The sequence below is a fragment of the Priestia sp. YIM B13551 genome (assembly GCF_042787905.1).
Taxonomy (GTDB): Bacteria; Bacillota; Bacilli; order Bacillales; family Bacillaceae_H; genus Priestia.
Genome location: NZ_JBHZOX010000005.1, coordinates 43,387 through 63,445, shown reverse-complemented (window position 1 = coordinate 63,445; position 20,059 = coordinate 43,387). Strand labels below are relative to the sequence as shown.

The window sequence follows — 20,059 nt, the reverse complement described above, 5'->3', positions numbered from 1 at the left end:
TTAGGAGGATCTCTATGACTATTGATACGAAATTACCATTTGATCAAGAGTACATCAGCAGCTTTTCAAAAGAAGCTAATGAACCAAGTTGGCTGCTAGATCTTCGCTTACAAGCTCTTGCGAAAGCAGAAGATCTTGCACTTCCAAAGCCAGATAAAACAAACATTTCGAAATGGAACTTTACTGCATTTGACAAGCACACTTCACAGGCAAGCACAATCTCATCTGTAGACGAGCTTCCAGAAGTGGTTAAAGCATTGATTGATACAGAAGCTGTTAAAAATCTATATGTTCAGCGTGACCAAACAGCAGCATATTCAACATTAACAGAAGAGCTAAAGTCTCAAGGTGTTATCTTCACAGATATTCAAACAGCTGCTAAAGAGCATAGCGACCTTGTTGAGAAGTACTTCATGAAAGACGGAGTTAAAGTAGATGAGCACCGTTTAACTGCATTAAACGCAGCGTTATTAAACGGCGGTGTATTTGTATACGTTCCTAAAAATGTAGAAGTACAAGAGCCGCTTCAAGCTGTATTTGTCCGTGAAGATGAAGAAGCTGCTTTATTCAACCATGTGATTGTTGTAGCTGAAGACAACAGCTCAGTAACATATGTAGAAAACTACATTGCTACTGCTGAAGAGTCAAACGGTGTTGTCAATATCGTGACGGAAGTATTTGCCAACAGCAATGCGAAAGTAACATTTGGGGCTGTTGACTACTTAGCTAAAGGTACAACTACTTATGTGAACCGCCGCGGCGTAGCGGGCAAAGATGGTCGCATTGAGTGGGCTTTAGGCTTAATGAGTGAAGGAAATACAGTTTCAGAAAATACAACGTATCTAATGGGCGACGGTTCATATGGAGATACAAAAACGGTAACAGTTGGACGTGGAGAGCAGTCTCAAAACTTAACAACAAGTATCGTACATTTTGGAAAACATTCTGAAGGCTACATTTTAAAACACGGCGTTATGAAAGAAAGCGCGTCTTCAATCTTTAACGGTATCGGTAAAATTGAACACGGTGCGTCTAAATCAAACGCTGAGCAAGAATCTCGTGTGTTAATGTTAAGTGAAAAAGCACGTGGAGACGCAAACCCAATTCTTCTAATTGATGAAGACGATGTAACAGCAGGGCACGCTGCATCTGTTGGACGCGTAGATCCAATTCAGCTTTACTACTTAATGAGCCGCGGTATTCCGCAAACAGAAGCAGAACGTCTAGTTATCCACGGGTTCTTAGCACCAGTTGTAAACGAGTTGCCAATCGAAACGGTTAAAAAGCAATTAACAGATTTAATTGAAAGGAAAGTTCGATAATGAATATCTCTGATATTCGTAAACAATTTCCTATTTTAGACCAAGAGGTAAATGGCAGCCCACTCGTTTATTTAGACAGTGCAGCAACTTCACAAAAGCCGCTTGCTGTAATTGAAGCAATTGAGAAGTATTATAAAGAATATAACTCAAACGTACACCGAGGTGTTCACACGCTTGGTACAAGAGCAACAGACGGATACGAAGGCGCTCGTGAAAAGGTTCGTAAGTTTATTAATGCAAAATCAACGGAAGAGATTATCTTTACGCGCGGTACAACGACAGCTCTTAATACAGTAGCTGCAAGCTATGGCCGTGCTAATCTCAAACCTGGTGATGAAATTGTGATTACTTATATGGAGCATCACAGCAACATCATTCCTTGGCAGCAAGTTGCCAAGGAAACAGGTGCAACGTTAAAATATATTTCATTAACAGAAGATCATGCACTTTCACTAGAAGAGGTAAAAAGCACGATTACATCTAACACCAAAATTGTATCGATCATGCAAGTATCTAACGTATTGGGTACAATTAACCCAGTAAAAGAGATTGCAGAAATTGCACATGCTAACGGTGCAGTAATGGTTGTGGATGGTGCACAAAGTACGCCTCATATGAAGGTGGATGTACAAGATTTAGACTGTGATTTCTTTGCTTTCTCTGGACATAAAATGGGCGGGCCGACTGGAATCGGCGCTCTTTATGGAAAGAAAGAGCTTCTTGAAAAAATGGAACCAATCGAGTTTGGCGGCGAAATGATTGACTTCGTAAACCTATACGAATCAACGTGGAAAGAACTTCCTTGGAAATTTGAAGGGGGTACGCCAATCATTGCAGGTGCAATTGGTTTAGGTGCAGCGATTGATTTCTTAGAAGAAGTTGGTTTAGATAATATTCAAGCACATGAGCACAAGTTAGCGCAGTATGCACTGGATCGCTTATCGCAAGTAGAGGGAATTACGATCTACGGACCGAAAGAGCGAGCGGGTGTTGTGACGTTTAATATTGAAGATGTGCATCCGCATGACGTTGCAACAGTAGTAGACGCTGATGGAATTGCGATTCGTGCAGGTCATCACTGTGCGCAGCCGCTGATGAAATATTTAAACGTATCTTCTACTGCACGTGCAAGCTTCTATTTGTATAACACGGAAGAAGAAGTAGATAAATTGGTATCATCATTAATAAAAACGAAGGAGTATTTTACAAATGGCTTTTAATAATTTAGATACTCTCTATCGTCAAGTAATTATGGACCATTATAAAAACCCGCGTAATCGTGGAACGTTGAATGAAGATACTGTGAACATTCATATGAATAACCCGACGTGTGGAGACCGCATTGAACTTTCTTTAAAAGTAGAGGACGGCAAAGTGGTGGATGCAAAGTTCGAAGGTGAAGGATGTTCAATTTCAATGTCATCAGCTTCAATGATGACACAAGCAATTAAAGGTCAAGAAGTAGACAAAGCGTTTAAAATGGCCCATATCTTCTCTGACATGATGCAAGGTAAAGAGTATGATGATAGTATAGATTTAGGAGATATTGAAGCACTTCAAGGTGTAGCAAAATTTCCTGCGCGTATTAAATGTGCAACACTAGCGTGGAAAGCGATGGAAAAAGGTCTTAACGAACAAAAATAAGACCTTCATTCATTCCCAATCCTATCAAGTAGGGGGTAATAAAAGATGGCTAAAAAAATGCCAGAAATCGGCGATTATAAATATGGATTTTCCGATAAAGACGTATCAATTTTCCGCTCTAAACGCGGTTTAACAAAAGAAATCGTAGAAGAAATTTCTCGTATGAAAGAGGAACCACAATGGATGCTTGACTTCCGTTTGAAATCTCTAGAGCACTTCTACAACATGCCAATGCCACAGTGGGGCGGAGACATGGCAAGCTTAGACTTTGATGAAATTACGTACTACGTAAAACCATCTGAGAAGTCTGAACGCTCTTGGGATGAAGTTCCTGAAGAAATTAAACAAACGTTTGATAAACTAGGTATTCCTGAAGCAGAGCAAAAGTATCTTGCGGGTGTATCAGCTCAGTACGAATCTGAAGTTGTTTATCACAATATGAAAGAAGATCTTGAAGCACAAGGTATCGTATTTAAAGATACGGATACGGCGCTAAAAGAAAACGAAGATATTTTCCGTGAGCATTTTGGAAAAGTTATCCCGCCAACGGATAACAAATTCTCTGCACTTAACTCGGCGGTTTGGTCTGGTGGATCATTCATTTACGTACCAAAAGGCGTAAAAGTAGATACACCATTACAAGCTTATTTCCGTATTAACTCTGAAAATATGGGACAGTTTGAGCGTACGTTAATTATTGCTGATGAAGGCTCACACGTTCACTATGTAGAGGGCTGTACAGCACCTGTTTATACAACAAACTCCCTTCACAGTGCTGTTGTAGAGATCATCATCAAAAAAGATGCGTATTGCCGCTATACAACAATTCAAAACTGGGCGAACAACGTATACAACCTTGTAACAAAACGCGCGGTTTGTGAAGCAAACGCAACAATGGAATGGATTGATGGAAACATCGGTTCTAAGTTAACAATGAAATATCCAGCTGTTATCTTAAAAGGTGAAGGTGCACGTGGTATGACATTATCTATTGCCCTTGCTGGTAAAGGACAGCACCAAGATGCTGGTGCAAAAATGATTCACTTAGCACCGAACACATCTTCAACGATCGTATCAAAATCAATTTCAAAACAAGGCGGTAAAGTAACATACCGCGGTATCGTACACTTCGGCCGTAAAGCAGAAGGTGCACGTGCGAACATTGAGTGTGATACGCTAATTATGGATAATCAATCAACTTCTGATACAATTCCGTACAATGAGATTTTAAATGACAACATCTCACTTGAGCATGAAGCGAAGGTATCAAAAGTATCTGAAGAACAATTATTCTATCTAATGAGCCGCGGTATTTCTGAAGAAGAAGCAACAGAAATGATTGTAATGGGCTTTATTGAGCCATTTACAAAAGAGCTTCCGATGGAATATGCAGTAGAAATGAACCGTCTAATCAAATTTGAAATGGAAGGTTCAATCGGTTAATAATAGATCAAAACTCGTTTGCTGTTTATGCAAACGAGTTTTTTTGTATCGTTTGTATTAAAATAAAGAAAAGCGAAGCTAAGAACATAGAGGAGGAGTGGCATGATTTATATTGGAGTCACAGGCTGGGGAGATCATGATTCATTATATGAAGCGGGGGTTTCATCAAGAGACAAGCTTGCCGTATATGCAGGCCATTTTCCAATTGTTGAAGTCGATTCATCTTTTTATGCAATTCAACCAACATCAAATGTAGAAAAATGGGTGAACGATACACCGGAATCTTTTCGTTTTGTGGTAAAAGCCTATCAAGGTATGACAGGGCATATGAGAGAAGGAAATCCGTTTGATAGCAAAGAAGAAATGTTTCATGCATTTTTAGAATCAGTGAAGCCTTACGTAACATCGAATAAGCTTGGTATGATTTTATTTCAAATGCCACCCTGGTTTGACTGTACAAAAGAAAATGTAGCCTATTTGAGATATAGCCGCGAGAAGTTTGGAGATTTGCCAGTAGCGCTTGAGTTTCGAAATCAATCTTGGTTTAAGCCGTTTTTCTATGATAAAACGCTGACGTTTATGGAACAAGAGAAGTGGATTCACGGTATTTGTGATGAACCGCAGGCAGGAGAAGGATCTATTCCAATTGTGATTCATGCTACAGATAAACAGAAAACACTTATCCGTTTTCACGGACGAAACGTACACGGTTGGAATAAGCCCGCAGAAGGCAATTGGCGAGCAGTAAGGTTTTTGTATCGTTACAATGAAAAAGAGCTCCTAGAGTGGAAAGAACGGCTTGAAAAGCTGCAAAAACAAACGAAGGACATTTACCTGTTATTTAATAATAACTCCGGCGGAGATGCTGTACATAATGCCAAACAGCTCATGAGTTTATTAAATATTGAATATGAAAATTTAGCTCCTAAACAATTAGATTTTTTTAATGAATTTTAGCACTGAGTCCTATAAAAGTTTATATAAATAAGGAAGAAGGAATATAAACGTCAAATAGGTAGAAAAGTATATGTAAAACCTCACTTTTTTCTTTCAAAATCATAAATTGATTAAGAAAGGAGTGAGTTACTATGATTACCTTAGCGCCTATCGTAATTGAAGGTCATACGTTTAATGCAGTTACCGTATTGCTGCCAAAAACAACTCTGTTAACAATCTCATCAGATAAAGGGTACATTATGTGCGGAGCACTAGACGTAGGTCTATTAAATGATAAATTAGCTGATCGTCAAATAATAGCTGGAAGAGCTGTAGGTGTACGTACAATTGAGCAGCTTCTTGAAGCGCCTCTTGAATCTGTAACGCTTGAAGCTGAAAAAAGAGGAATTTTTAAAGGAACAATTGGCAAAGATGCTTTATTGAAAATGCTTTAATATAGTGGGGAATTTAAGATAAAACTTTTTAAAAGAAGCGTGAACCTCCTTATACATGCATACATATAGCTTGTAAGGAGGGATTTTTTTTGGTTAAACTTCGTCGGAAATTAACAAGAAAAGGCCCGCTTCCTTTTCGCTACGTTCTGTTGCTCACCTTTCTTTTTTTTATGCTTTCCACAGGGGTAGGATTATGGCTAATTAATAGAGGGATTGAACCGACGTTAATGAAATATGCTGAAGCACAAACAAAAGAGATTGCAACTTTAGTTATTAATAAAGCGGTGAATAAACAGGTACTTGATCAACTGGACGTAGATGTTATTAAAGTTGAATCTACACCTAACGGTCAAGTAGCCAAAATTGACACAGCGCTTGTAAATCGGGTTAGAGCTCAGACTACGTCATTTGTTCAAGCTAATTTAAAAGAGGCAGAGAAAGGGAATTTAGATGCACTTGAACTTCCAACAGATATTCGTATTGAAAAAAATGAAAAGCTGCGCAATCAAGGAATTGTATACCAAGTTCCTCTTGGGCAAGCAACTAATAATGCGCTGCTTGGAAATCTAGGTCCGCTGATTCCGGTTAAATTTCATGCTATTGGTGATGTTCAAACAGACGTAGTGCGAAAAATCGAGGAATATGGAATAAATAATGCGTTTCTTGAAGTATCCATCAAAGTAAAAGTAAACATGCAAATCATTATCCCGTTTGCAACGAGAAAAACAACCGTTACGGCTACAATTCCTGTAGGAGGAACTGTTATCCCTGGAAATGTTCCTGATTATTTTAACGGTGGAAATTCATCTTCTCCGGCAATTGAACTTCCGAAGAAAAATTAACAATATTATATTAACGTGATAAAGTATTATTTAAAAAGCAGGTGCGGAAGTTCAAAAATACTTTCATATCTGCTTTTATTCATTGGAACATTTGTCTGGATTTTCTATAAAAAATATTTTGACATACTATCTTCTCCCTTCTATAATTTGAGATAGGAAGTTATAGAAAGAATAATCTAAAAATTATAAAAATTATCGTTGATCTATGATAAAAAGAGAGTAGGGAGAGGAAAAGAGGGGGAATTACAGTGGAAAATAGGCCGCAGTGGGGATCAAGAGCAGGGTTTATTTTAGCAGCAGCAGGTTCAGCAATTGGACTAGGGAATATATGGAGATTTCCAGCCACTGCATATGAAAATGGAGGAGGGGCATTTTTTCTCCCCTACTTATTTGCTTTGTTGACGGCAGGAATTCCTATCTTAATCATGGAATTTGCTATTGGACATAAATATAAAGGTTCCTCTCCTTTATCATTAGCAAGACTAAGCCCCAAGGCTGAATGGCTAGGCTGGTGGCAAGTAGCTATTTCCTTTTTTATTTCGGTTTACTATTCCGTCATTATCGCGTGGGCAATGTCGTATTTTATCTTTTCATTTAAGTTAAGCTGGGGAAACGATACGGAAGCGTTTTTATATGGAGATTACTTAAAGTTAGCTGAAGCACCAGGACAAACAGGAAGCCTCGTATTACACGTTTTAATTCCGCTTGTACTTGTATGGATTGTGACATTAGGTGTCTTATTAAAAGGAATCAAAAAAGGAATTGAAGCCGCAAACAAAATCTTTCTACCAACACTAATTATTCTATTTTTAATCATTGTCATTCGAGCAGTTACGTTAGACGGAGCAATGGAAGGTCTGCATGCTTTTTTTAAACCAAACTGGAGCGCAATTGGAGATGGAAAGGTTTGGATCGCAGCATATGGTCAAATTTTCTTTAGTTTATCTGTTGGTTTTGCTATTATGATCACTTATTCCAGTTACCTTCCAAAGAAATCTGATTTAACTAATAATGCGTTTATTACTGGATTTGGTAATTCAGCGTTTGAATTACTAGCAGGAATCGGTGTGTTTAGCGCACTAGGTTTTATGGCTACTCAGCAAGGTATCCCAATCGATAAAGTAGTTCAGGGAGGGGTAGGACTAGCCTTTGTAGTTTTCCCGCAAATTATTAATGAATTTCCAGCGTTTAAACAGCTGTTTGGAATGTTATTCTTTGCTTCCTTAACATTAGCAGGATTAACGTCACTTATTTCAATTATTGAAACCTTCGTAGCAGGCATTCAAGATAAATTTACTATCTCACGTACAAAATCTGTATTAATAGGTGGAGGAATCGCTTCAATTTGCTCGCTATTATTTGCAACACAAGGAGGACTTTATTTCTTAGATGTGGTCGACTATTTTATTAATAACTTCGGAGTTGCTCTAGCAGGCTTAGTAGAAGTTGTATTAGTTGCTTGGGTATTTAAGCAGTTGAGCAGCCTTCAGCAGCATGCAAACGAAGTTTCTGATATCCGAATCGGTTCATGGTGGAAAATATGTTTAGGAGTAGTTACACCACTTGTACTTGGATACATGATGTTTGATAACTTCCGGAAAAATATTTCGGAAAATTACGAACAGTATGCAACGACTTTTGTAGGTCCTTTTGGTTGGGGTGTGGCAGCTCTTGCTGTTATTTTGGGAATTGCTTTTTCTTTTGCACGATGGGAAGATGGGACGCTTCGTTTGTCAGTTAAAGAGAAGGGGGTTTCTAAATAATGGATGGAAGTTCAATGACAATGATGGTTGTAGGGATGGTCATCATATGGGGCGGCTTGGCCGCAAGTATTGCTCATGCTGTGAAAAAAGCAAAAGAAAGTAAAGCATCAGGATAAAAAAACAGGAAGCATCAGCTTCCTGTTTTTTTATTTTTTCTTTAGTTCTAAACGATCATTTCGTTCCCACGTTCTTAACTGAGGATATGGGTCAAACGACCACTCATTTTTGCCGTTATCTTTATACATTCCATAGTGCAAGTGAGGAGGGAATTTCCCAGAAGTTCCAGGAGGTCCATAACCGGAACTTCCTACTCCGCCAATGAGTGTTCCTGGTTCTACAATTTGTCCTACTTTTAAATTTTTTGCAAATCCGCTTAAATGAGCTAAATAGTGATAGTTATTATGAAGGTCACGAATACCGATTCGCCAGCCTCCATATTTATTCCATCCTTTAAGCTCAATAATGCCATAGCAAGGGGATTTTACTGGAACTCCGTAATCTGCAAAAATGTCTGTTCCTTCATGAATTCGTTTGCCACCCCAGCCGCGCGCATCTCCCCATGTACTCCTGTAACTGTAGTTCGCACGGAGAGGCACCGGAAATGAAGAACCTTTTAAATCAATGCGACCGTAATGGCGAAAAATTTTGGCATTCCCTAAAATAATATCAACTGCTTTAGCCCGGTGATAATAGTTCCAAAGCGCAATTTTAATATAGTCTTCGGACACCCCGAACGTCCGAATATAATCTGCTATTGTAAAAAGCATATCTTCATCATTAAATTGGTCTGCTTTTTTGTCTCCGTTCCCATCTTTGCCCATTCCCCCGAGCAGAGAAATAGTAAGTGGGTTTGTATCTTCCAAATTCGGATTTAAAGAACCTGACCATTTTTCTGGAGGATAATAAATGGCGATCGCGCCTTTTTCTCTTGGAATATCTTTATGGGAGCGTCGAATATTTCGTTCATACTGATCAATCCCTGCAAAGTAATACCAAGGAATCGTAGTAGCGGCTTCCATTTGTTTATACAGCTCTAATCTCTTTTGAATAAGTATTTTTTCTTGATCTGCTGATGATTCAGCTGTTACGTGGTGCCATCCTGTGAATATAGACATGAACATAAAAAGTAAGATAATCGTTTTGCGCATCGTGTTTCCCCCTTTCTAAAAATAGTGTGTAACACTAGTTTGCAGCGAGAAAAAAGATTTCATAAATATTAATTAATGGAAATCGCTTCAAAACTTTTTTAAAGAATTTTATTCAGAAGATAAATGGAAATTATACGGAGGATGAAAACGCACACATTTGAATGGGAAATAGAAGAAGACTGAGGAAAATAAAGAGCAGACAACTTGTCGAATCTCACTTTTTTATGATAAAGTGACATATAGTTATGTTTTTAATATGTAGTTAAAATTAAGCATATAGGTTATAGACATTTTCTAGATTGGTGGAGTTGATAATATGGCAACAAAAGAAGAGCATGTCCGAAAACCCGAGTGGCTGAAGATTAAGCTAAACACAAACGAAAATTACACAGGCTTAAAGAAAATGATGCGTGAGAAAAACCTTCATACAGTTTGTGAAGAAGCAAGATGTCCGAATATTCATGAGTGTTGGGCTGTTCGTCGTACGGCAACTTTTATGATTTTAGGAGAAGTATGTACACGTGCCTGTCGTTTTTGCGCGGTTAAGACAGGTTTACCAACAGAATTAGATTTAGAAGAGCCAGAACGCGTAGCGGATTCTGTTCAGCTAATGAACTTAAAACATGCGGTTATTACAGTAGTAGCTCGCGATGATTTAAAAGACGGAGGAGCAAGCGTATTAGCTGAAACAATTCGTGCGATTCGTCGTAAAAATCCATTCACAACAATTGAAGTATTGCCTTCTGATATGGGCGGTGTGGAAGAGAACTTACGTATTGTAATGGACGCACGTCCTGATATTTTAAATCATAATATTGAAACAGTACGCAGCCTTACGCCTCGTGTTCGTGCTCGTGCTAAATATGAGCGTTCTCTTGAGTTCCTTCGCCGTGCAAAAGAAATGCAGCCGGATATCCCTACGAAATCAAGTATCATGCTTGGTCTAGGAGAAACAAAAGAAGAAATTATTGAAACGATGGATGATTTGCGTGCGAATAATGTAGATATTATGACGCTAGGCCAATATCTACAGCCAACTAAAAAGCACATAAAAGTTCAAAAATATTACCATCCAAATGAGTTTGAAGAGCTAAAAGAAATTGCATTATCAAAAGGATTCAGCCATGTTGAAGCAGGTCCTCTTGTACGTTCTTCTTACCATGCAGATGAGCAAGTTAACGCTGCTGCAAAAAACAAAGCACAAGAAAGCAAATAAGGTAAAAAAGGTGATGATATGCTCATCACCTTTTTTGTTTATTCCACCATATCTTTGTCCGTCATCGGTTCATTCAATTCGTTTTTCTCTCTTCCATTTGCATCTTCTCCGCCGTTCATTTTACGCCCTTGGGGAGATTTCAGCATTTGTTGAATAACAGCATCGATTCGTTTTCTAGCATCATTCGTTTGCGTATTCATTTCACTGATATTTTCGATTTGGTCCATCTGTTTCGGATTATCTGAGACGTATACATGATAATAACGAGGAACTACAGACATAGCTGTACGTTTTACCTGATCGGCTGCGTTATTCCGATTTTTAGCATCTGTTTTATAAGCAACAAGCACATCTTTATCGGTTACTAGCGTAGCGGCTTGCTTAATATTTGGTATAGCGGTGCTCAGTTTACTAATATTGTCGGCTGCTTCTTCTCGATTAAATGTTCCTACTTGGTTCATATTGGAATTTTGTTCATTTGTGTTTTTAGTGTATCGAACATATCCATAATTTGTGCCGCTATTATTATTTGGATTATAATAATGATTAGGCTCGTTTACATTAATGGCATCTGGGTTGTTTGGTGATAAATTTTCATTTTCAGCTGTGTTTTTATTTTGACAGCCAATGGTTAAAATACTTGTTATCAAAGCGATTCCAAGAATAGATTTCTTCACCATTTCCACCTCCTGTAGTTAAATATCGTACGCCAGGTAAACCGGCGAACCTTCATGTGGAGCATAAAAGATCAGTAGGTATACCGATAAAACTCCTACAGGATTAGAGTGCTGCTTATACGTGAAAAATTTCATGTTAATTGATGGTTTCATCATCATAATTATGGTATGGTAAATTTTAAGAGAAGAGGTGTGAGCAATGGTCTGTATCAATAATATTTGTTATGAAGTATTAAAAGATGAGCGCGAGGCATTTAATGAAGAGGCGTTTAGAGGTCGCTTTATTGACGTGCTGAGCCGCTATGACTATATTGTGGGAGATTGGGGATACAATCAGCTTCGGCTGCGAGGCTTTTTTGATGACCGAAATCAAAAGGCAACGTATGATACGAAGATTAGTACGCTTCAAGACTATTTACATGAATATTGTAATTTTGGCTGTGCGTATTTTGTCTTAAAAAAAGTCCATAAGTAAAAAAAGGCAAGCCGAAGACACTAATTGTCCTTCACGCTGCCTTTTTTTTTAGATGATTTCATATAAAAATTCGCGAAGTTCCTGACCGTCTTCACTGTTTAATTTAAATACTTCTTCAAGATAGTTTGGTTCTTCAAGGTCATCTTGTCCAATGATGGCAAAGCGTCCTCCTTGAATATCAAGAACAACTTGTTTGCCATAATAACGGTCGGTTTGGATAATAGCTAAATCAAATCGTTGGTTTTCGCCCATAAAGCTGACAAATCGGGTCTTTGTAGATACAACATCGTCATATAGATAAAAGCGTTCGCTCATAGGTATACTCCTTTCATAGGTTGTATTTTTATCATATCAAATAAGGTCAAAAACAAAAATGAATTTATCAAATGGATAATGGGTCATGATAAAATAGAACAGGAACCCCGTTTGTTTATGAAAAAGATTTATAGAGAGCTGACAACTAGGGAGGAAATAATATGTACTTTGTAGATCGTGAAAAAATAGAAGCCACGCTTGTTTTTTTTGATGAACATGTTCGCTTGTTTGCTGAGCATTCGAGCTGGAACACAGAAATAGAGAAAAAGGCATTAGAGAGAATTGTACACCTTTTAATTGAAAACGTTTTAGATGTAGGAAATGCAATGATTGATGGGTTTATTATGAGAGATCCAGGCAGTTACGACGATATCATTGACATTTTAGTTGATGAGAAAGTGGTTAAAAAAGAGGAAGAAACGCCATTAAAAGAGATCGTTCAATTGCGTAAAACCCTTGTTCAAGAATATGTGGATGTTAATCATCAGGATATTTATCAAAAAGTGATGCAGCATAAAGACGTACTGGCAGCATTTTCAGAGCGCGTAAGGACATATCTAGAGACAGAGTTAGGGCCTGTGTCTGCTTTTCGTAACTAAAGGCAAGCAAGTTGTAGTTGTATAAAAAATAAGCTATGATTTCAAGTATGAGACTTGAAAGGAGATCACACAACATGAAGGAATATAAAGGATATTTGATTGATTTAGACGGAACAATGTACAAAGGAACAGAGCTAATTGCCGAGGCGCGTGATTTTGTTATTAAATTAAAGGAAAAAGGAATTCCTTATTTATTTGTAACAAACAACTCTACAAAAACGCCCGATAAAGTAGCTGAAAAGCTAGAGGCATTTGGCATTCCTGCAACAGAAGAGCAAGTTTTTACAACGAGCCAGGCAACAGCTAATTATTTACACGAACGCAAAGCAAACGCTTCAGCTTATGTAATTGGTGGAGAAGGAATCCGACATGCGCTGCTTGAAAAAGGATTTACCATTGAAGAGGAAGATACTGATTTCGTAGTTGTTGGTTTGGATCAGGAAATTACATATGAAAAATTAGCAAAAGCATGTTTAAACGTTCGAAACGGCGCCTTTTTTGTTTCAACGAACGGAGATATTGCGATTCCTACTGAAAGAGGCTTACTGCCTGGTAATGGATCTATCACGTCCGTTATTACGGTTTCTACTCAAACAAATCCAGTATTTATTGGCAAACCAGAAAGTATTATTATGGAGCAAGCCCTTGAAGTCATCGGTACGCCAAAAGAAGAAACAATCATGATTGGTGATTACTATGATACAGATATTTTAGCAGGGATGAATGCAGGCTTAGATACATTATTAGTCCATACAGGGGTAACAACAAGAGAGTTACTAGAAGGATATGAGAAAAAGCCAACTTATACGGTAGATTCACTAAAAGAGTGGATGGAGAGAATTTAAAAAGCTGTCAATTGACAGCTTTTTTTGTTTTTTAACCTATTCTTGACTGGCAGCCCGGTGCGCTAACCGGCTAGAAGCAGCAGCGGCAATTGCGCCTACTAAATCATCTAAGAAAGTGTGGCACTCTCCAGTCGATTTATCGTTTAATCGTTCTAGAATACCCGGCTTTTGTTTATCAATATACCCGTAATTGGTAAAGCCGATTGATCCGTACACATTTACAATCGATAATGCTAAAATCTCGTCGATACCGTATAAACCTTCGTCTTTTTCAAGAATATCCAACAGAGGCGGCTCAATCACTTTTTTTTCTGTGAGGACATCTAGTTGAATACCCGTTAAAATAGCATTTTGAACTTCTCGTTTAGAAATGACGCGCTCAACGTTATATAAACAGTCTTCAATTGTTAAGTTTGGGTGATACTTTTTTTGCAAGTAATAGACCAGTTCAGCAATGTCTGTAAGAGCCACGCCGCGTTCTATTAACCATTCTCTTGCTTTTTTTTCTAACTCACTTTGTGTATGTTTTTTCTCCAAGTATCATCACCTGTTTTCTATATATTTTTAAGTCTAAAGTTGTTTCATACTACTAACCCGGAGTAAATAACTATAAATGGTGTATTTCTAATCTATTCATTCCTCCGTAAATATTATGACAAGTAATGTTGTTTTCCATCATATAATTTCTTGAATGAATGAAGAGAGGGATTAAAATGATACAAACCATTTATGAGCATTACGGATTACGTCCAAATGAATTTATGCCCGTTGGTAAATTTGAAGGTTTCCAGTATCGAGATATTTTATATACAATCATTAATGTAAAGCAAATGGAACAAGACGAGTTAAATGAACTATATCAAATGAGTCAATTTCTGATGGGCCAAGGTGATCGCCATGTGGCAACATTTATGCCTAATTTGAATGGTGAAATGATTACAGAAACTGAAACTGAAAAATTTATCATTTGCCGCTGTCTTGCGGAAGAGAAAAACCCCAACTTTTCACCTGGGCACGAGCTAGCTGTTTTTCATCAAAAAGGGAGGCTGTTTCCTTATGAAGTGGAAAAAGCAAACCGGCTAGGGCAATGGAAGTCCATGTGGGAGAAGCGTCTCGACCAGATGGAGCAATTTTGGTATGGAAGATTACGTGCTTTGCCTAATCAAGAGATGGAAAAACGTTTTTTAGAAACTTTTCCTTATTACCTAGGATTAACGGAAAATGCTATTCAATACCTAGTAGACACGGAAATTGACGATTTGCCTCGTTCAGTTGACGCTGCGACGATTTGTCATCATCGGTTCGGGCAAAAAACATGGGGGGAAGACTACGTTTACAAGCTCCCAGCAGATTGGGTCTTTGATCATCCGAGCAGAGATATAGCTGAATATATAAGGGAACAATATTTATTAACATACGCTGTCGATGAAAGGCACATGCATCAGTTTTTAAGTGAATACGAAAAGGTAAATCCGCTTTCTTCTTTTTCATGGAGACTGTTATATGCTAGACTTCTTTTTCCCGTTCATTATTTTGAGGTCATTGAAGGGTATTACAGTGTACAAGATGAGCGGCAAAAACAAAAGTATTATGAGAAGCTGGAAGGAGTATTAGCTCATTCTTCTCACTACGAAGCTTTTCTGAAGCGCTTTTACCAGTCGGTGGGTATCTCAACGTCTCGTTATCACATTCCTGAATTAACATGGATTCATTAAAAAGCGATTACTATAGAATATGATAAAATAGAAAAATAGGTGTTGGATAATCCAAACCTGTTTTTCTATTTTGTTTTTGTGCATGCAGTTTAAAAAGGATAAAGAGGTGGCGTACATATGGACAAGCCGTTTGTATTTATTACGAGAAAAATACCGAATGAATTAATCGAACCTTTAAAGGCAGTAGCGAATGTGGAAATGTGGGATAAAGAAGATGAGGCAGTCCCTCATGAGCTGCTTTGTGAAAAAGCTAAGCACGCACATGCTCTATTAACAATGCTTTCAGATCGTATTGACAGTGAATTGCTTACGCAAGCTCCTCATTTAAAGCTTGTAGCTAACTTGGCGGTCGGATTCGATAATATTGACGTAGAAGCGGCAACTGAACGAGGAATTATCGTTTCTAATACCCCCGATGTTTTATCTGATACAACAGCAGATTTAACGTTTGGTTTATTAATGAGTGTAGCTAGACGTTTAGTAGAAGCTGCTGGATATGTGAAAGAAAATCAGTGGAAAAGCTGGAGTCCATTTTTGTTAGCGGGTAGAGATGTTCATCATAAAACATTAGGTATTGTTGGAATGGGGAAAATTGGAGAGACGCTTGGGAAACGTGCTACAGGTTTTGATATGGAAATCTTGTACCACAATCGAAGCCGCAACCTTCAAGCAGAAAAAAAGCTCAATGCAGTTTACTGTGAGTTAAATGAGCTGCTTGAACGATCTGATTTTGTTGTTTGTTTGACACCGTTAACGGACGAAACCAAACATTTATTTAATGCTTCAGCATTTGAACAGATGAAAACAACTGCGATTTTTATTAATGCTTCAAGAGGAGCAGTGGTTGATGAGCAAGCATTGTTACATGCGGTTCAATCCGGGGAAATTGCTGGAGCTGGCTTGGATGTATTCGATCAAGAGCCTATTTCTGCTTCTCACCCTCTTCTTCAATTGCCTAATGTTGTAGCTCTTCCTCATATCGGCAGTGCGAGTATCGAAACGCGCACGGAAATGATTTCTTTATGTGTTAAAAACATTAAAGCAGTACTTACAAATGAGTCTCCCATTACAATTGTAAATAAAGAAGCGTTTGCGAAAAAATCATAACAGAAAAAGGCAATTTCATTTCGGTGAAATTGTCTTTTTTTTATTAAAAAACAGTGAGAGCCATGTTATGATAATAAAATGAAATATTTTAAAAATTTACATTTATCTTTATATACCAATTTTTTTAACGAGTTTACGAGAAAAGATGGCAAGTAAACCTTGTAAAAAAGAAAAATAAGGTCTATAATGTCCTCTATAAGAGAACAAATGTATACGTAGAAAGAACACAGAGGTGAGGAATATGACAAAAAGTATTTCAGTAGGATTATTAGGGTTAGGAACGGTAGGAAGCGGAGTAGTCAAAATTATTGAAAATCATCAGGATAAATTAAGTCATCAAGTCGGGTGTCCTGTAGAAGTTAAAAAAGTAGTAGTTAAAGATATTGATAAGAAACGTGACGTAGAAATCAGTGAAGATAAATTAACAACGAATGTTGAAGACGTTTTACATAACGCGGAGATTGACGTTGTCATTGAAGTAATGGGTGGCGTTGAAGAAACAAGAGATTATATATTAACAGCCCTTCGTAATAAAAAGCATGTTGTAACGGCAAACAAAGATTTGATGGCAGTTTACGGCTCAGAATTGTTAACAGTAGCTTCTGAAAATAACTGTGATTTATTTTATGAAGCAAGTGTAGCAGGCGGTATTCCAATTCTTCGTGGATTAGCAGATGGATTAGCATCTGATCGTATTACCAAAATGATGGGAATTGTAAATGGTACAACAAACTTCATTTTAACGAAAATGACAAAAGAAGGAAGCGCTTATGATGAAGTGTTAAAAGAAGCGCAGGATTTAGGATATGCTGAAGCGGATCCCACTTCTGACGTAGGTGGTTTAGATGCTGCTCGCAAAATGGCAATCTTGGCTACACTAGGATTTTCAATGAAAATTGACTTGGACGATGTTCGTGTTCAAGGTATTACAGAAGTAACGGAAGAAGACTTGCAATATAGTAAACAATTAGGCTATACGATGAAACTGATTGGATATGCACATCGTGACGGCGACAATGTAGAAGTTAGTGTTCAGCCAACTCTTTTAGCAGACACACATCCTCTTGCTTCAGTAAGCGATGAGTACAATGCTGTATATGTATACGGAGAAGCTGTTGGAGAAACGATGTTTTATGGACCGGGGGCAGGAAGCCTGCCAACTGCCACTGCTGTCGTATCAGATTTAGTAGGTGTTATGAAAAACATGCGTTTAGGTGTGAATGGTAAAAGTGCGGTAACGCCTCAGTATCCAAAACAGTTAAAAGCAGAAGATGAAATGTTCTCGAAGCATTTCTTACGTATTCATGTTAAAGATCAAGTTGGAGCATTTGCAAAATTAACAACACTATTTTCAGAGCGTGGCGTGAGCTTCGAAAAAATTATTCAACTTCCTGTGAAAGGAAGCGAATTAGCTGAGATTGTTGTTGTTACACACAAAACATCTCAAAAAGATTATGAGGAAATCCTTCAGCAGCTTCGGGATTTACCAATTGTAGAAAATGTAAAAAGCAGTTACCGCGTAGAGGGAGTTGGCACAGTATGATGTGGAAAGGTCTATTAGCTGAATATAAAGAGTTTTTACCTGTAACAGAGAAAACACCTATGCTTACACTACATGAAGGAAATACACCTTTAATTCATCTCGCTCATTTATCAAAAGAGCTAGGCATTGATTTACATGTGAAAGTAGAAGGGTTAAATCCAACGGGGTCATTTAAAGACCGCGGAATGGTAATGGCTGTAGCAAAAGCCAAAGAAGAAGGAAGCAATACGGTTATTTGTGCATCTACAGGTAACACATCCGCAGCTGCAGCAGCTTATGCATCACGCGCTGGCATGCGCTGTATCGTTGTTATTCCAAATGGAAAAATTGCGATGGGGAAATTAGCTCAAGCTGTTATGTATGGTGCAGAAATTGTAGCAATTGAAGGAAACTTTGACCAAGCGCTTTCTATGGTTCGTAAGCTGAGTGAAACATCACCGGTTGCACTTGTAAACTCTGTAAACCCATATCGTATTGAAGGGCAAAAAACAGCTTCTTTCGAGATTTGTGAACAGCTTGGAAAAGCGCCTGACGTTTTAGCTATCCCAGTGGGGAATGCAGGGAATATTACAGCTTACTGGAAAGGATTCAAAGAATACAGTGAGCGTCACCAAACGTCTCTTCCTCACATGCACGGGTTTGAAGCAGAGGGTGCAGCCGCGATCGTGCGTAATCAAGTTATCGAAAATCCAGAAACAATTGCAACGGCTATTCGAATCGGAAATCCAGCAAGCTGGGATTATGCTGTAAACGCAGCAAAAGAATCAAACGGAAAAATTGATGAAGTAACAGATGAACAAATCTTAGAAGCATATCGTACAATTGCACGCAAAGAAGGTGTATTTGCAGAGCCAGGTTCTTGCGCTTCAATAGCTGGTGTGTTTAAAGATGTAGCTTCTGGTAAAATTGCAAAGGGTTCAACGGTTGTAGCTGTATTAACAGGTAACGGATTAAAAGATCCAAACGTAGCAATCGATGCTCATAATGTAAAGCCAGTGGTTTTACCAAATGATGAAGAAAAGGTATTTGAGTATATCCAAGGTGTCGTTGCTTCATGCTAGAAAATGAGCGTTTTGTCATTACGGTCCCAGCTAGCTCTGCTAATTTAGGGCCAGGATTTGATTCCATTGGAGTGGCTTTATCTCGTTACTTAAGATTAACAGTAGAGCGTCATGAGGAATGGATTTTTATCCCTGAAACGAAAGAAGTGCAAAGTATTCCTACAGGTACAGATAACTTAATGTATGAAGTGGCACAAGACGTGGCTCGTCAATTTAACATTGATCTTCCAAGTGCGAAGGTCTCTGTTTGGAGCAACATTCCATTAGCAAGGGGACTTGGAAGCAGCGCATCGGCTATCGTAGCTGGAATCGAGCTGGCTAATGTACTGTGTGACTTGCGTTTATCAAAAAGAGAAAAGCTTCGCATCAGCAGCTTAATGGAAGGACATCCCGATAACGTCAGCCCGTCTATTTACGGCGGAATCGTTGTTGGTTACCATCATGAAAATGAAACATATATTGCTCAAATACCTGAATTTGATGTCGATATCGTGATGGCTATTCCAGAATATGAATTAAAAACAACCGATGCTCGTGATGTGCTGCCTTCGGATATTAATTATCGCCACGCAGTAGAAGCTGGGGCAATAGGGAACATGCTAGTAGCGGCCCTGTTAAATAAAGATTTACCTCTGGTAGGCGAATTTATGGAGAAAGATTTATATCACGAACCTTATCGTATGAGGCTCGTGCCAGAGCTTTCTCTTGTGCGAAAAGAAGCAAAAGCTCTCGGCGCATACGGTGTGTCACTAAGCGGAGCCGGTCCGAGTGTATTATGTTTAGCACCAAAAGGAAAAGGAAAAGCGATTGCTGAACATATGTATGCTTTACTGCCGAACTGCGAAATAGATGTTTTACAAATTGATCGCAAAGGTGTATTTGTAGAAGCTGAAGTCACAACGAGTTAATAAAAAAATCCTCATTCATTTGAATGAGGATTTTTCATTCGCAAG

General features: G+C 38.3%; 22 protein-coding genes. 18 read left to right on the top strand and 4 right to left on the bottom strand.

The genetic code is table 11. The features are described from left to right. The first annotated feature begins 14 nt into the window (after nucleotides 1-14). From sufD to ACFX4N_RS21960, 9 genes are all read left to right on the top strand, one after another. Entirely contained in the window at nucleotides 15-1,322 is a 1,308-nt protein-coding gene (sufD, locus tag ACFX4N_RS22000; RefSeq protein ID WP_014457887.1) for a Fe-S cluster assembly protein SufD, read from the top strand. After that, nucleotides 1,322-2,542: a cysteine desulfurase gene (locus tag ACFX4N_RS21995; protein ID WP_098757611.1), complete on the top strand. Its 1,221-nt coding sequence runs from the start codon at nucleotides 1,322-1,324 to the stop codon at nucleotides 2,540-2,542. Before sufD ends, ACFX4N_RS21995 begins: the two co-directional genes overlap by 1 nt. Then, nucleotides 2,532-2,966 (top strand): Fe-S cluster assembly sulfur transfer protein SufU, encoded by a 435-nt coding sequence (sufU, locus tag ACFX4N_RS21990; protein WP_013085338.1) that lies wholly within the window; start codon nucleotides 2,532-2,534, stop codon nucleotides 2,964-2,966. The genes ACFX4N_RS21995 and sufU overlap by 11 nt, the downstream gene beginning before the upstream one ends. A gap of 45 nt (nucleotides 2,967-3,011) precedes the next feature. Continuing rightward, entirely contained in the window at nucleotides 3,012-4,409 is a 1,398-nt protein-coding gene (gene sufB, locus ACFX4N_RS21985; protein ID WP_013059643.1) for a Fe-S cluster assembly protein SufB, read from the top strand. 102 nt (nucleotides 4,410-4,511) lie between these two features. Further along, on the top strand, nucleotides 4,512-5,366 hold the full coding sequence (locus tag ACFX4N_RS21980; RefSeq protein WP_013059642.1) for a DUF72 domain-containing protein: 855 nt from the start codon (nucleotides 4,512-4,514) through the stop codon (nucleotides 5,364-5,366). Between the two features lie 131 nt (nucleotides 5,367-5,497). Further along, nucleotides 5,498-5,800 carry a YunC family protein gene (locus tag ACFX4N_RS21975; protein ID WP_013059641.1) on the top strand — a complete coding sequence of 101 codons (303 nt, stop codon included), beginning with the start codon at nucleotides 5,498-5,500 and terminating at the stop codon, nucleotides 5,798-5,800. An 89-nt stretch (nucleotides 5,801-5,889) separates the two neighbouring features. Then, nucleotides 5,890-6,642 (top strand): sporulation protein YunB, encoded by a 753-nt coding sequence (gene yunB / locus ACFX4N_RS21970; RefSeq protein WP_013059640.1) that lies wholly within the window; start codon nucleotides 5,890-5,892, stop codon nucleotides 6,640-6,642. A gap of 248 nt (nucleotides 6,643-6,890) precedes the next feature. After that, entirely contained in the window at nucleotides 6,891-8,405 is a 1,515-nt protein-coding gene (locus ACFX4N_RS21965; protein WP_057275322.1) for a sodium-dependent transporter, read from the top strand. Further along, nucleotides 8,405-8,521, top strand: a complete 117-nt coding sequence (locus ACFX4N_RS21960) for a methionine/alanine import family NSS transporter small subunit (RefSeq protein WP_107918137.1) — start codon at nucleotides 8,405-8,407, stop codon at nucleotides 8,519-8,521. The genes ACFX4N_RS21965 and ACFX4N_RS21960 overlap by 1 nt, the downstream gene beginning before the upstream one ends. A 30-nt stretch (nucleotides 8,522-8,551) precedes the next feature. Here the strand turns inward: ACFX4N_RS21960 and ACFX4N_RS21955 are convergent, their stop codons facing one another. After that, nucleotides 8,552-9,553, bottom strand: coding sequence for a M23 family metallopeptidase (locus ACFX4N_RS21955; RefSeq protein WP_057275323.1), 1,002 nt, complete (start codon nucleotides 9,551-9,553; stop codon nucleotides 8,552-8,554). Nucleotides 9,554-9,869: 316 nt separating this feature from the next. On the opposite strand from ACFX4N_RS21955, the gene lipA reads away from it, so the two are divergent. Beyond that, nucleotides 9,870-10,769 carry a lipoyl synthase gene (gene lipA, locus ACFX4N_RS21950; RefSeq protein ID WP_013059637.1) on the top strand — a complete coding sequence of 300 codons (900 nt, stop codon included), beginning with the start codon at nucleotides 9,870-9,872 and terminating at the stop codon, nucleotides 10,767-10,769. Between the two features lie 38 nt (nucleotides 10,770-10,807). Here the strand turns inward: lipA and ACFX4N_RS21945 are convergent, their stop codons facing one another. After that, nucleotides 10,808-11,449 carry a YhcN/YlaJ family sporulation lipoprotein gene (locus ACFX4N_RS21945; RefSeq protein ID WP_013059636.1) on the bottom strand — a complete coding sequence of 214 codons (642 nt, stop codon included), beginning with the start codon at nucleotides 11,447-11,449 and terminating at the stop codon, nucleotides 10,808-10,810. Between the two features lie 196 nt (nucleotides 11,450-11,645). On the opposite strand from ACFX4N_RS21945, the gene ACFX4N_RS21940 reads away from it, so the two are divergent. Next, nucleotides 11,646-11,921, top strand: a complete 276-nt coding sequence (locus tag ACFX4N_RS21940; protein WP_013059635.1) for a YutD family protein — start codon at nucleotides 11,646-11,648, stop codon at nucleotides 11,919-11,921. 48 nt (nucleotides 11,922-11,969) lie between these two features. Here the strand turns inward: ACFX4N_RS21940 and ACFX4N_RS21935 are convergent, their stop codons facing one another. Next, nucleotides 11,970-12,236: a DUF3055 domain-containing protein gene (locus tag ACFX4N_RS21935; RefSeq protein ID WP_013059634.1), complete on the bottom strand. Its 267-nt coding sequence runs from the start codon at nucleotides 12,234-12,236 to the stop codon at nucleotides 11,970-11,972. Between the two features lie 161 nt (nucleotides 12,237-12,397). Between ACFX4N_RS21935 and ACFX4N_RS21930 the strand changes: the two genes are divergently transcribed. Together ACFX4N_RS21930 and ACFX4N_RS21925 are read left to right on the top strand one after the other, a co-directional pair. After that, a complete protein-coding gene (locus tag ACFX4N_RS21930; RefSeq protein WP_013059633.1) occupies nucleotides 12,398-12,835 on the top strand; it encodes a DUF86 domain-containing protein in 438 nt (145 codons plus the stop codon). A 74-nt stretch (nucleotides 12,836-12,909) separates the two neighbouring features. Further along, nucleotides 12,910-13,680 carry a TIGR01457 family HAD-type hydrolase gene (locus ACFX4N_RS21925; RefSeq protein ID WP_013059632.1) on the top strand — a complete coding sequence of 257 codons (771 nt, stop codon included), beginning with the start codon at nucleotides 12,910-12,912 and terminating at the stop codon, nucleotides 13,678-13,680. 36 nt (nucleotides 13,681-13,716) lie between these two features. On the opposite strand, the gene ACFX4N_RS21920 is transcribed toward ACFX4N_RS21925, so the two are convergent. Continuing rightward, nucleotides 13,717-14,217 (bottom strand): phosphatidylglycerophosphatase A family protein, encoded by a 501-nt coding sequence (locus ACFX4N_RS21920; RefSeq protein WP_013059631.1) that lies wholly within the window; start codon nucleotides 14,215-14,217, stop codon nucleotides 13,717-13,719. A gap of 176 nt (nucleotides 14,218-14,393) precedes the next feature. On the opposite strand from ACFX4N_RS21920, the gene yutH reads away from it, so the two are divergent. The 5 genes from yutH to thrB all read left to right on the top strand — a co-directional run bounded on the left by yutH (nucleotide 14,394) and on the right by thrB (nucleotide 20,014). Further along, on the top strand, nucleotides 14,394-15,395 hold the full coding sequence (gene yutH, locus ACFX4N_RS21915; protein WP_013059630.1) for a spore coat putative kinase YutH: 1,002 nt from the start codon (nucleotides 14,394-14,396) through the stop codon (nucleotides 15,393-15,395). A 117-nt stretch (nucleotides 15,396-15,512) separates the two neighbouring features. Further along, entirely contained in the window at nucleotides 15,513-16,502 is a 990-nt protein-coding gene (locus ACFX4N_RS21910; protein ID WP_013059629.1) for a 2-hydroxyacid dehydrogenase, read from the top strand. A 241-nt stretch (nucleotides 16,503-16,743) separates the two neighbouring features. Beyond that, nucleotides 16,744-18,045, top strand: a complete 1,302-nt coding sequence (locus ACFX4N_RS21905; protein ID WP_013059628.1) for a homoserine dehydrogenase — start codon at nucleotides 16,744-16,746, stop codon at nucleotides 18,043-18,045. Next, nucleotides 18,045-19,106, top strand: a complete 1,062-nt coding sequence (gene thrC, locus ACFX4N_RS21900; RefSeq protein ID WP_025752680.1) for a threonine synthase — start codon at nucleotides 18,045-18,047, stop codon at nucleotides 19,104-19,106. The genes ACFX4N_RS21905 and thrC overlap by 1 nt, the downstream gene beginning before the upstream one ends. Continuing rightward, nucleotides 19,100-20,014, top strand: a complete 915-nt coding sequence (thrB, locus tag ACFX4N_RS21895; RefSeq protein WP_013059626.1) for a homoserine kinase — start codon at nucleotides 19,100-19,102, stop codon at nucleotides 20,012-20,014. The genes thrC and thrB overlap by 7 nt, the downstream gene beginning before the upstream one ends. Nucleotides 20,015-20,059: the final 45 nt, after the last annotated feature.

What these genes read in the sequence shown, in the direction of transcription:
- sufD (WP_014457887.1), top strand. Translation starts at nt 15, where the DNA reads ATGACTATTGATACGAAATTACCATTTGATCAAGAGTACATCAGCAGC.
- ACFX4N_RS21995 (WP_098757611.1), top strand. Translation starts at nt 1,322, where the DNA reads ATGAATATCTCTGATATTCGTAAACAATTTCCTATTTTAGACCAAGAG.
- sufU (WP_013085338.1), top strand. Translation starts at nt 2,532, where the DNA reads ATGGCTTTTAATAATTTAGATACTCTCTATCGTCAAGTAATTATGGAC.
- sufB (WP_013059643.1), top strand. Translation starts at nt 3,012, where the DNA reads ATGGCTAAAAAAATGCCAGAAATCGGCGATTATAAATATGGATTTTCC.
- ACFX4N_RS21980 (WP_013059642.1), top strand. Translation starts at nt 4,512, where the DNA reads ATGATTTATATTGGAGTCACAGGCTGGGGAGATCATGATTCATTATAT.
- ACFX4N_RS21975 (WP_013059641.1), top strand. Translation starts at nt 5,498, where the DNA reads ATGATTACCTTAGCGCCTATCGTAATTGAAGGTCATACGTTTAATGCA.
- ACFX4N_RS21960 (WP_107918137.1), top strand. Translation starts at nt 8,405, where the DNA reads ATGGATGGAAGTTCAATGACAATGATGGTTGTAGGGATGGTCATCATA.
- ACFX4N_RS21955 (WP_057275323.1), bottom strand. Translation starts at nt 9,553, where the DNA reads ATGCGCAAAACGATTATCTTACTTTTTATGTTCATGTCTATATTCACA.
- lipA (WP_013059637.1), top strand. Translation starts at nt 9,870, where the DNA reads ATGGCAACAAAAGAAGAGCATGTCCGAAAACCCGAGTGGCTGAAGATT.
- ACFX4N_RS21945 (WP_013059636.1), bottom strand. Translation starts at nt 11,449, where the DNA reads ATGGTGAAGAAATCTATTCTTGGAATCGCTTTGATAACAAGTATTTTA.
- ACFX4N_RS21940 (WP_013059635.1), top strand. Translation starts at nt 11,646, where the DNA reads ATGGTCTGTATCAATAATATTTGTTATGAAGTATTAAAAGATGAGCGC.
- ACFX4N_RS21935 (WP_013059634.1), bottom strand. Translation starts at nt 12,236, where the DNA reads ATGAGCGAACGCTTTTATCTATATGACGATGTTGTATCTACAAAGACC.
- ACFX4N_RS21930 (WP_013059633.1), top strand. Translation starts at nt 12,398, where the DNA reads ATGTACTTTGTAGATCGTGAAAAAATAGAAGCCACGCTTGTTTTTTTT.
- ACFX4N_RS21925 (WP_013059632.1), top strand. Translation starts at nt 12,910, where the DNA reads ATGAAGGAATATAAAGGATATTTGATTGATTTAGACGGAACAATGTAC.
- yutH (WP_013059630.1), top strand. Translation starts at nt 14,394, where the DNA reads ATGATACAAACCATTTATGAGCATTACGGATTACGTCCAAATGAATTT.
- ACFX4N_RS21910 (WP_013059629.1), top strand. Translation starts at nt 15,513, where the DNA reads ATGGACAAGCCGTTTGTATTTATTACGAGAAAAATACCGAATGAATTA.
- ACFX4N_RS21905 (WP_013059628.1), top strand. Translation starts at nt 16,744, where the DNA reads ATGACAAAAAGTATTTCAGTAGGATTATTAGGGTTAGGAACGGTAGGA.
- thrC (WP_025752680.1), top strand. Translation starts at nt 18,045, where the DNA reads ATGTGGAAAGGTCTATTAGCTGAATATAAAGAGTTTTTACCTGTAACA.
- thrB (WP_013059626.1), top strand. Translation starts at nt 19,100, where the DNA reads ATGCTAGAAAATGAGCGTTTTGTCATTACGGTCCCAGCTAGCTCTGCT.